The organism is Clostridiales bacterium, from assembly GCA_012512255.1.
GTDB lineage: Bacteria > Bacillota > Clostridia > Christensenellales > DUVY01 > DUVY01.
Genome location: JAAZDJ010000049.1, coordinates 1 through 9,946 on the forward strand (window position 1 = coordinate 1; position 9,946 = coordinate 9,946).

Below are 9,946 nucleotides of genomic sequence, written 5' to 3' on the forward strand. Positions count from 1 at the left end.
ATTCAAACTTTTGTGCACGCGACTGATAGTAGCGGCGCTCGCGCCCGTTCTTTTTGTTATTTCGGTGTATATCTTGCCTTCGTCTAGCATAAGCGCGATATCAAATCTCTGAATCATGGCGCGCAATTCAGCCACAGTGCATAAATCTTCAAAAAAATCATAACACTCGTCAATAGATTGCAATGATAAAACTGCTTCAAATAGTTTATCGGCTTGAGGAGATTTGAATTTTGATGACATTTGTTTTACCTCTTATGTATGTATTTTAACAAAAAACAAAATAACAGTCTAGCGGAACAACATTATATTAACTTGCCATAAAAATATGCTTTTTTCTCAGCAAAAAAACAACCTTCAAAAACTGAAGGTCTGAAAATCATCTTATCTTTCTTCAAACTTATTTATTAACAACTTCATCCTAGAGACAGTATCGTCGCTGATTACATGTTCTATCTTGCAAGCCTCAACCTCGGCGGTCACTTCATCCACGCCCAAAACTTTTATCAAAAATGCTTTTATATTGGTGTGCTTAGCCAAGATATATTCGGCGCGTTTTTCCCCCGCTTGAGTCAATTCCACAAGCCCGTATTTTTCCTGGTTGACAAACCCCTTATCCTTTAATAAGCTTATTGCGTTATTGACGCTTGGTTTAGCTATGCCTAGCTCAATAGCGATATCGGTCACTCTTACGCTTGAATTAAGTCTTCTTAGGTTATAGATCGCTTCCAAATAATCCTCTAAAGAAGGAGAAATTTTTTTACCCGAACTACTCATAATATAATAATATTAAAAACATTCCCCAAAGTCAATATAGACCAAAAAAACACGCTATTTATCTCTATGTTTTTGAATTCTATATACCATATTTCTAATAATATTTCTGGGAAGCAATCTTACGCCTATGGTCGCAATCTTATTATAAAATCCGGGCACGGCTATTACTTTGCCTTTTTGCATTTTTTTATAACCATATTCAGCCACCTTTTTGGCGTCTGCGATTTGCAAATTAACAAATAACCCTGACATTCCCATATTAGCCGCTTTATCAAAATTGGTTTTTGTGGGTCCGGGGCATAAAGCCGTAACGGTAACGCCTGCTCCTTTTAATTCTCTAGATATGGCTTCAGAAAACGACAAAACATAAGCTTTTGAAGCGTAATAAACCGCCATCAAAGGCCCGGGCTGAAAGCCGCCTAATGAGCCCACATTTAAAATTTTGCCGCTTTTTTGTTGTATCATTTGGGGCAAAAACAAGCGCGTTAGCTTGGTTAAAGTATTGATATTAAGTTCTATTATTGCGTTAATTTTGGAAATATCGGATTTTGCAAACTCGCCAAAATCCCCCAGCCCCGCATTATTCACCAATACATCTATATTGATGCCGATGCTTTGGACCTCGTCAAACACTTCTTGCGCGGAATTCGGTTTTGACAAATCCTTTGTAATAACCGTCACATTTATATCAAATTGATTTTCTAAATCCTGTTTTAGGGCGGTTAATTTGTCTTGGCTTCTTGCGACCAAAACCAAATTATACGCGTCTTTGGCAAATAAATACGCGAACTCATACCCTATCCCGCTGCTAGCGCCTGTTATTAAAGCGTTTTTTCTCATGCAGATAACCTCTTATAAAATCTAAAAATCAAAGCAGCTTGCCTTCTTTCTTTTTTTGTAATTGCCGTCTAATATTAATATCGCTTTCAGTTCCTTTAAATAGCCTTGATATATTTGATCTATGCGCCCAAATTATCAAAGCCAATATGCTGGCGATTAAGATAATTACCGCTAGATTATCTTTGAATATAATAGCCAAAACAATCTCGGTTATGCCCGTGATAGATAAAAATATAAACGAGGCCACAGAGCCATACTTGCCAAAATAAAGATAAATAAAGCCTGCGATAAAAGCTATAACCGTCATTATTGGATTGGCGACCAAAAATATGCCGACGCTGCTTGCTACGCCTTTGCCGCCTTTAAAACGCTTTAAAACGGGATACATATGGCCTAAAATAACGCTAATTCCGCCGATATAAAACCCAATTTTTGAGCCGTTAGGAAGATAATAACCTAGCCAAAACGGCGCGTTTTGCAAAACTTGGCCCAAAATCTCATCGTCATATAACAAAAAATAACCGATTAAGGCGGGCAACGCGCCTTTTAACGCATCCAAGATTAGCGTCAAAACGGCAATTTTCACGCCAAAATTTCTTAGCATGTTCATAGTGCCGGGATTGCCGCTTCCCAAATTTTTTATATCTACGCCCTTTAATTTGGAAATTATAGCGGCAAAATGAACGCCGCCCAAAAAATATGAAAAAATGGACAACAAAACTATTTTCAAAAACAATATCATGCCGGCTGTCATATTAATCCCCTCTTGTTTTATTTTTTAGTTGAATTGAAATTGGCGTGCCTGAAAAATCTAAGGCGCTTCTTAAGCAGTTTTCCAAATATCTTTCGTATGAGAAATGCATCAACTTATAGTCGTTTACAAACAACATAAATGTAGGCGGCGCTGTTTTTGTTTGCGTCGCGTAATAAATCTTTAATTGTCTGCCCGAGCTTGCGGGCGGCGGGGTTGTGGCGACAGCGTTGCCTATAATTTCGTTCAATATGCCTGTGGACACCCTGCGCTGGCTGTTATCATATACTTCTTTTATCATTTCCATTAATTTATTTAACCTTTTGCCCGTTTTAGCCGATAAGAATATCGCGCGATAATAACTCATAAATTTGAGTTTTTCATCCAGCTCTTTTTTGAATTTTTCTACCGTGTAAACATCTTTATCCACAAGGTCCCATTTGTTCATGACTATTATTGACGGCTTGCCTTTGTCATGCACATATCCCGCTATCCTTATGTCTTGTTCGGTAATTGAAATTCCCGAGCTGTCTATCATTATAAGCGCTATATCGGCTCTTTCTATGGCTTTTATGGACTGAATAGCGCTTATAGCTTCCACAGGGCAATCCACCGACCTTTTTCTTCTCAATCCCGCTGTATCTATTATGACATAATTTACGCCATTAATTGTCACAGGTGTGTCAATTGAATCTCTTGTAGTGCCCGCTATATCGCTTACTATCACCCTTTCTTCGCCTATGATGCTATTAACCAAAGATGATTTTCCCGTATTCGGCTTTCCGACTACCGCAATCTTAATATAATCTTTATATTGTTCTTCGGCCTCAATTTTTGGAAAAAAGCTGACAACTTTGTCCAATAAATCCCCAAGCCCTATTCCCTGTTCGGCGCTTATGCCAAAAACATCTGCAAAGCCCAAACTATAAAAGTCATATAATAATTCGGGGTCATATACATCCAACTTATTAACAGCCAAAATGACGGGCTTGCCAACTGTCCGCAACAAATCGGCAATCTCATAGTCCGACGCTGTCAAGCCTTGTTTTAAATCGGTCAAAAAAATAATCACATCAGCCGTAGCGATAGCAAGCTCTGCCTGTTTCTTTATATGGCGCTGCATTTGGTCTTCCGACGCGGGCTCCAGTCCGCCGGTGTCTATAAGATTAAAAATATGGCCCGACCATTCGGCTTCGGACAAAATTCTATCCCTGGTAACGCCAGGAACATCTTGAACTATAGAAATTCTGCGTCCGCTGACCCGATTAAAAAAAGTTGATTTTCCTGTATTGGGTTTGCCTACAATGGCGACTGTGGGTTTCAATTAAAAACTCCTTATAAGCTATAATGGTCCAGCCATAAAAATAATAACATAACCGTAAAAAAAAGAAAAATGCTTTATTGAGCCTAACGCTTTAATTTTTATATAAAAACAAAAACAGCTGTTAATATTAACAGCTGTTTTTGAAGGGGGGGATATAATATTTTTTGGATATAGTCGTTAATCATCCCTGAAATAATCGTTATAGTCTTCAGGATGCTCGCTTTCCGCCATATTGTTAAAATGGCTATCAGCGTATGAATCGGTGTTTTGATATCCTCTATATCTATCTTGTTCATAAAACTCGCCCGCTTCATAGCTGTATCTCCGTCTTCCTCTTGCCTCGGTAATCATTCTCTCTCTAATTTCGCCTATCGCGATTGCCAAAAGGAAAGCTGACAACGCAGCAATAACAATGGTGTCAAACATAGCCCCGACGCCAAGGCCTAAAGTCGTGTCTATTCCTCTTCCGTAATAATTTATCAAAAATCTTATAGTCTCTCCTATATAAATACCCATAACAGAAGAGAAAAAGGCGCCGCGCCTGCTTCGGCCTATCAAATAGCTCAAAGCGCCCGCGACTAAGCCCACAACGACCGCCGCGACTATTTGCATAGCAACCGTATTGGTCGGGAGCACCCAATACAATAAAAGAACAACGCCTGCGGTTATAATTGTGGAAACCCAGGCTCGTAGCATATCTGATGTCCAGCCCATTGCAAATAACATATACAAACAAATAATAAACGGTATCAAGAATCCACCGATATTAAAAGAGAACACATTTGTTACTCTTATGTTTGGTATAAAATATCCTGCGCCCACGGCAATTACCAAAATAACCGCCCATAAGGTTGAGATTTTTAATTTGTCAAATAGGCGTTGTGTGACACCGAATAGCATCAAAACTAAAACAATACCTAATAATATCAATCCTATTGGAAAATAATCTGGCATATAGCACCTCCTAACTATATTTAAGAGTGTGCTATTTTTAAGGAATTTATACTTAAATCAAAAAACAATCAAAAGTTTTTTTTGGTAAAATATGACCTATTTTCTATCATTAATAGTATCGCCTCGGCGCGCAATAACAAATCGCCGCGTTTTTAAAAAGGGCGGCCAAATTATCCGCCTTCAAAAAAATCCCACACGGTGCAAAGCAATATTCAAGAATTTCTTGCGATATTAACGCGATATCCTGTTATTAATCTATCTGCGCCTGCCCAAAGCCTTGAAGAAATATTTTTGCAATACTATGGAGGAAACAATGGTTAATTTGACTTTATTAAAACGCGGTCTAAAAGAAAATTGGAAGATGCTTTTGGTATTTGCCGCAAAATTGACTATGTATTTTTCGGTTATTATATATATGTTTGACCCTAAACTTGGCAGCATTCTTGAACAATTCGCCCAAGCTATGCCCCGAATTGATGAGGCTATTTGGAATGGTAATGGCTGAAACAACATTGTTCGGGTTTATTTCTTCATATCTTTATGGTCGCCACATTTTTTACATTGTTTAACCCGAAAAACTTACATCTTATGATTTTTGGGCAATCGGGGGTATTATTTTGTTATTTGTCGGGGCGATAATGTTATTTTTTGCCGCGATATTGTCTTTTCAAAAGAGATTTGCATATATAGCTATTATATTAGACTTAAAAATTTTACCTTATCCATAATTTATTAAATTAGGCGTTTTTGCCAAATTTTTTTTATTATCATTTATATATCTTTTAGTTTTATATAAATTTTGAGTTATTATCCAAAAGCGTTTAAGATTTTTTTGATAAGACTATTTGCATTTAAAAAAATAAAAACCGCTATATGTATATAACGGTTTTTGGGCAATTTATAATGCTTGGTGCCGGAGGCCGGACTCGAACCGGCACGGAGTTTACACCCCGAAGGATTTTAAGTCCTTTGCGTCTGCCAATTCCGCCACTTCGGCTCAAAAAACAAACCCTGATAAAAGGGCTTGTTTTTAGTGGAGGCACCACCCAGAATCGAACTGGGGATAAAGGTTTTGCAGACCTCTGCCTTACCTCTTGGCTATGGTGCCCTAGAAAAATGGAGCGGTAGACGAGATTTGAACTCGCGACATCCGCCTTGGCAAGGCGGCACTCTACCACTGAGCTACTACCGCATAAATTTTTTATATTTAGTTTCTTTGGCTTTATAAATATATCAAATTACGCGAAAAATTGCAACTAATTGGGCGCTCAAAAAACCTAAAATCAATGGGCGTTTTGGCAATAAAATTTTGGTAATTATATATTTTTATAGGCTTTGCTTATTTTTCTTAGGTAAGATAGGCGCTCTATTGAAAAAATATGTTTGGTATGCTTATTTCGCTTTGGTAGGATAGACGCGCGAACGGCTGCGTTTGCTTCGTTCGTCTAGCACTTTAAACACGGATTGGACATCCAAACCCCTGTCTTCCATCAAAACAAGCGTATGATATATAAGGTCGGCTATCTCCTCGGCCAACTCATCATTATTTGAATTTTTAGCCGCTATTATCACCTCGGCGGCTTCCTCGCCTATTTTTTTGCAGATTTTGTCCGTGCCGTTTTCCAAAAGATAAGTAGTGTATGAGCCTTCTTTGGGATTGATTTTGCGGTCTTTTATGCATGCTATGTCTTTATATATTATCTCGGAAGTGAAAATGCGGTCAAATTCTTGAATAGTATTAAAAAAACACGAGTATGCGCCCGTATGGCAGGCGTTGTCTTTTTGAATAACCTTTAATAAAACACTGTCATAGTCGCAATCTAGCGTTACCGCGACAACCTCTTGAAAACAGCCGCTGGTTTCTCCTTTTTGCCAAATTGCGTTTCTGGACCGCGAGAAATAATGCGCTTTTTTGGTCTTAAGCGTCAATTCTAGCGCTTGTTTGTTCGTATACGCCTGCATTAAAACCGCGCCCGTATAAGCGTCTTGCGCTATAGCCGGGACTAAGCCTTTTTCGTCAAACTTTATTTTTTGGATCAAATCTTCTTTCATAATCTTACGGGAATTCCTTCCTTGTTTAGATATTTTTTGACATCGTTAATCGTCAATATGCCATAATGAAACAGCGATGCCGCCAAAACCGCGTTGCAATTTCCTTCGGTCAAAGCCTGTTTGAAATGCTCCAGTTCGCCAGCGCCCCCGCTTGCGATAACGGGAACATTGACCGATTCGGTTATGCGCTTAAGAAGTTCAATATCGTATCCGTTTTTTGTGCCGTCAGTATCTATATTGGTAATCAATAGCTCGCCCGCGCCCAAACTTACGGCCTTTTTTGCCCATTCTATCGCGTCGGCGCCAGTGTTAAGTTTTCCCCCGTTTATATAAACATCGTATCCGCCTTGGCTGTTTTTCTTGACATCTATAGCCACAACAATTCGGTAAGAGCCAAATTTTGAGGCAGCTTGTTTAATTAAGTCTGGATTTTTAAACGCGGCGGAGTTTATGCTTGCTTTATCTGCTCCCGCGTTTAATAACGCGGTTATGTCTTCTAGCTCCCTTATGCCGCCGCCTACAATAATCGGGATAAAAACTTGCTCGGCCGCGCGGGCTATGACATCAACCATAGTTTTTCGCCCTTCCGTTGTCGCCGAGATGTCCAAAAACGCTATTTCATCGGCGTTTTCAAAACTATAATATTTGGCCAATTCTATAGGGTCGCCGGCATCCGTAAGGTTTTCAAAATTAATGCCTTTTACTACCCTGCCGTTGTGCATATCAAGGCAAGGGATAATTCTTTTGGTCAACATAATTTACTCCATTCTATAGCTTTTTTTAAGTCTATTTTATTTTCATACAAGGACTTGCCCAAAATCACGCCATAAATTTTCGCCTTGCATAATTCTTTTATATCGCTCATGTCTTTAGCGCCGCCGCTTGCTATGACATTAAGACCTTGGTCTTGGATTTGTATTGTCTTAGTAATGTTTATTCCGCTCAAGACCCCGTCCCTTGATATATCCGTAAATAAAACGGTTTTTGCGCCCATATCCTTGAGCTCTTTTCCCATTTCCAAGACATCTTTTCGGGTTATCTCTTGCCAGCCCTTAATCGCCAAAAACCCGTCTTTTGCGTCCATGCCCACCACTATTTTATCCGAGAAACGCTTTAGGGCTTCTTTCAAAATATATGGCGAAGAATACGCGATTGTTCCTAAAATTACCCTTTGGGCGCCCAAAACCTCTATCCTATAAACGATATCGTCTAGGCTTCTTACGCCGCCGCCGAGCTGGATAGGAATATTGACACAAGATGTTATTTTTTTGATAGTCTCAAAATTGGTTTTATCGTCGCTGTCAAAAGCGGCGTTTAGGTCAATTATATGCAAATATTGCGCGCCCGCTTGCTCAAAAACCTTGGCTTTTTCCAAAGGGTCGCCATATATTGTTTTTTTGGTCGGGTCGCCCTTATATAGTCTAACGCATTGGTTGTCCAAAATGTCTATCGCGGGAAAAATAATCATTAATAGCTCCCAAAAATTTTTTAATATTTTAAGTCCCGTATAGCCGCTCTTTTCGGGATGAAATTGCAACCCTATTATATTGCCTTTTTGGACCGTGGCGACAAAGTTTTGACCGCGGTGCTCGCAACGGGCAATTACGAATTTTGAAGGGCATTTTACATAGCACGAATGCGCAAAATACACATTGAGCTTTTTTGGAATATCCTTAAATATGGGCGCGGGCTTAATATCAATATTGTTCCAGCCTATATGGTTTGTTATATTGCCTTGGCTTTCCAAATTTATTACATCGCCTTTTATTAACCCCAATCCTTCGCAAACGCTTTCTTGAATACTTCGCCTAAACAATAGTTTGTGTCCTAGACATATTCCCAAAAGGGATTTGCCTTGTTTGACATGCTGTTTTATAACGGCGTCTATACCGCTTTTTTTCAAAAAGCCCATCGCTTCTTTAAATTTGGACGCGCCGCACAGAATTATTTTATCGCTTTTTTGGATTTGTTGTTTATCCGATGTTATGTAGGCATCTAATCCTAAATATCGGCAAGCGTTTTTTAAATTTGTAAGATTGCCCATGCCAAAGTCAATTATAGCGATACTCATTCAATAACGCCTTTGGATGAAGGGATTTTATCGGATACAACTTTTAAAGCTTCGCTCAAAGCCCTAGCGACAGCCTTAAATGCCGCTTCTATGATATGGTGGGTGTTCTTGCCCGCCAGTTTGTTAATATGCATGGTAATCAAACCGTAAGACGACAACGCCCTAAAAAACTCCTCAGCGAGCTCTCCATCAAAATCTCCTATGCGGCCTTTGCAGTTTAGATCGCATGCCAAAAATGGCCGTCCGCTTACATCAAGGACCGCTCTTACCAACGCCTCGTCCATTGGCACGGTTTTTTCGCCGTATCTTTTTATGCCTTTTTTGTCGCCTAGGATTTGGTTAATAAGCTTGCCCAAAACGATGCCGACATCCTCTACCGTATGGTGGCCGTCAACTTTAAGATCGCCTTTGCATTTTATAGTCAAGTCAAAGTTCGCGTGCGCCGCGAACAACTCAAGCATATGGTCAAAAAATCCTATGCCGGTATCAATTTGGCTTTTGCCTTCGCCGTCTAGGTTAAGGCTTACAAACACATCGGTTTCTTTGGTCGTTCTTTTTAGTTCGCCGGACCTTTTCATTTTATTCCTCTTCTTCAAATCTTATTTTTACAGAATTACTGTGGGCTTGCAATCCCTCGCTGTCGCTTAAATTTATAATATCGTCCTTAACTTTTTTGAGTTGTTTTTTATTGTAATTTATAAGGCTGATTTTTTTGATAAACGCCTCCGCGCTCAAAGGCGAGAAAAATCTTGCCGTGCCCGATGTGGGCAAAACATGGTTAGGCCCCGCAAGATAATCGCCCAAAGGCTCGGGCGAATACTCGCCCAAAAAGACTGCGCCAGCGTTAGATATAAAAGGCAAATATTGTTTGGGGTTGTCCAGCAATAACTCAAGGTGTTCGGGCGCTATTTCATTAGATATCATTATGGCCGTTAATATGCTTTCTACCACAAAGATTCGTCCGTTATTTTCAATGGATTTTCTTGCTATGTCTTGCCTGTCAAGCCGGCTGAGTCTGCTTTCTATCTCTTTTTGAACTTGATTTGCCAATTCTTGACTATTGGTTATTAGATAGCTGGCCGCTTGAGGATCATGTTCGGCTTGGGACAGCATATCGCAAGCTATATAATCAGCCCTTGCGGTTTTGTCGGCTATAATCAATATCTCCGACGGGCCCGCG

The 9,946-nt window shown here is 39.6% G+C and carries 12 protein-coding genes and 3 tRNA genes; 1 reads left to right on the forward strand and 14 read right to left on the reverse strand.

Going from position 1 to position 9,946, the window contains the following annotated elements; translation table 11 throughout:
• From GX756_02450 to GX756_02475, 6 genes are all read right to left on the reverse strand, one after another.
• Positions 1 to 240, reverse strand: a 240-nt coding sequence (locus GX756_02450; protein NLC16721.1) for a TrpR-like protein, YerC/YecD, incomplete at its 3' end; no start/stop codon positions are given.
• A 141-nt stretch (positions 241 to 381) separates the two neighbouring features.
• On the reverse strand, positions 382 to 729 hold the full coding sequence (locus GX756_02455; protein NLC16722.1) for a metal-dependent transcriptional regulator: 348 nt from the start codon (positions 727 to 729) through the stop codon (positions 382 to 384).
• A gap of 99 nt (positions 730 to 828) precedes the next feature.
• Positions 829 to 1,614 carry an SDR family oxidoreductase gene (locus GX756_02460; GenBank protein NLC16723.1) on the reverse strand — a complete coding sequence of 262 codons (786 nt, stop codon included), beginning with the start codon at positions 1,612 to 1,614 and terminating at the stop codon, positions 829 to 831.
• A gap of 28 nt (positions 1,615 to 1,642) precedes the next feature.
• Entirely contained in the window at positions 1,643 to 2,368 is a 726-nt protein-coding gene (locus GX756_02465) for a glycerol-3-phosphate acyltransferase (protein ID NLC16724.1), read from the reverse strand.
• A 1-nt stretch (position 2,369) separates the two neighbouring features.
• Complete coding sequence (locus GX756_02470; GenBank protein ID NLC16725.1) at positions 2,370 to 3,689, reverse strand: ribosome biogenesis GTPase Der; 1,320 nt, start codon at positions 3,687 to 3,689, stop codon at positions 2,370 to 2,372.
• A 177-nt stretch (positions 3,690 to 3,866) separates the two neighbouring features.
• Complete coding sequence (locus tag GX756_02475) at positions 3,867 to 4,643, reverse strand: DUF1614 domain-containing protein (protein NLC16726.1); 777 nt, start codon at positions 4,641 to 4,643, stop codon at positions 3,867 to 3,869.
• 313 nt (positions 4,644 to 4,956) lie between these two features.
• Here GX756_02475 and GX756_02480 point away from each other — a divergent pair, with 313 nt between their 5' ends.
• The gene (locus GX756_02480) at positions 4,957 to 5,148 is read left to right on the forward strand and encodes a hypothetical protein (GenBank protein NLC16727.1); all 192 of its coding nucleotides are present in this window, start codon (positions 4,957 to 4,959) and stop codon (positions 5,146 to 5,148) included.
• 403 nt (positions 5,149 to 5,551) lie between these two features.
• Here the strand turns inward: GX756_02480 and GX756_02485 are convergent.
• From GX756_02485 to hisD, 8 genes are all read right to left on the reverse strand, one after another.
• Positions 5,552 to 5,640, reverse strand: a tRNA-Leu gene (locus tag GX756_02485).
• Between the two features lie 37 nt (positions 5,641 to 5,677).
• Positions 5,678 to 5,751: transfer RNA gene (locus tag GX756_02490), tRNA-Cys, on the reverse strand.
• A 9-nt stretch (positions 5,752 to 5,760) separates the two neighbouring features.
• Positions 5,761 to 5,835, reverse strand: a tRNA-Gly gene (locus GX756_02495).
• 200 nt (positions 5,836 to 6,035) lie between these two features.
• A complete protein-coding gene (locus tag GX756_02500) occupies positions 6,036 to 6,695 on the reverse strand; it encodes a bifunctional phosphoribosyl-AMP cyclohydrolase/phosphoribosyl-ATP diphosphatase HisIE (protein ID NLC16728.1) in 660 nt (219 codons plus the stop codon).
• Entirely contained in the window at positions 6,692 to 7,450 is a 759-nt protein-coding gene (hisF, locus tag GX756_02505) for an imidazole glycerol phosphate synthase subunit HisF (protein ID NLC16729.1), read from the reverse strand. Before hisF ends, GX756_02500 begins: the two co-directional genes overlap by 4 nt.
• Positions 7,444 to 8,766, reverse strand: a complete 1,323-nt coding sequence (gene hisA / locus GX756_02510; GenBank protein NLC16730.1) for a 1-(5-phosphoribosyl)-5-[(5-phosphoribosylamino)methylideneamino]imidazole-4-carboxamide isomerase — start codon at positions 8,764 to 8,766, stop codon at positions 7,444 to 7,446. Before hisA ends, hisF begins: the two co-directional genes overlap by 7 nt.
• On the reverse strand, positions 8,763 to 9,344 hold the full coding sequence (gene hisB / locus GX756_02515) for an imidazoleglycerol-phosphate dehydratase HisB (protein NLC16731.1): 582 nt from the start codon (positions 9,342 to 9,344) through the stop codon (positions 8,763 to 8,765). Before hisB ends, hisA begins: the two co-directional genes overlap by 4 nt.
• A gap of 1 nt (position 9,345) precedes the next feature.
• Positions 9,346 to 9,946: histidinol dehydrogenase (hisD, locus tag GX756_02520; GenBank protein NLC16732.1), on the reverse strand; the 601-nt coding region annotated here is incomplete at its 5' end.

Excerpts from the sequence above, each read along its gene's own strand:
- GX756_02460 (NLC16723.1), bottom strand. The coding sequence starts at position 1,614 with ATGAGAAAAAACGCTTTAATAACAGGCGCTAGCAGCGGGATAGGGTAT.
- GX756_02465 (NLC16724.1), bottom strand. The coding sequence starts at position 2,368 with ATGACAGCCGGCATGATATTGTTTTTGAAAATAGTTTTGTTGTCCATT.
- GX756_02475 (NLC16726.1), bottom strand. The coding sequence starts at position 4,643 with ATGCCAGATTATTTTCCAATAGGATTGATATTATTAGGTATTGTTTTA.
- GX756_02480 (NLC16727.1), top strand. The coding sequence starts at position 4,957 with ATGGTTAATTTGACTTTATTAAAACGCGGTCTAAAAGAAAATTGGAAG.
- GX756_02500 (NLC16728.1), bottom strand. The coding sequence starts at position 6,695 with ATGAAAGAAGATTTGATCCAAAAAATAAAGTTTGACGAAAAAGGCTTA.
- hisF (NLC16729.1), bottom strand. The coding sequence starts at position 7,450 with ATGTTGACCAAAAGAATTATCCCTTGCCTTGATATGCACAACGGCAGG.
- hisA (NLC16730.1), bottom strand. The coding sequence starts at position 8,766 with ATGAGTATCGCTATAATTGACTTTGGCATGGGCAATCTTACAAATTTA.
- hisB (NLC16731.1), bottom strand. The coding sequence starts at position 9,344 with ATGAAAAGGTCCGGCGAACTAAAAAGAACGACCAAAGAAACCGATGTG.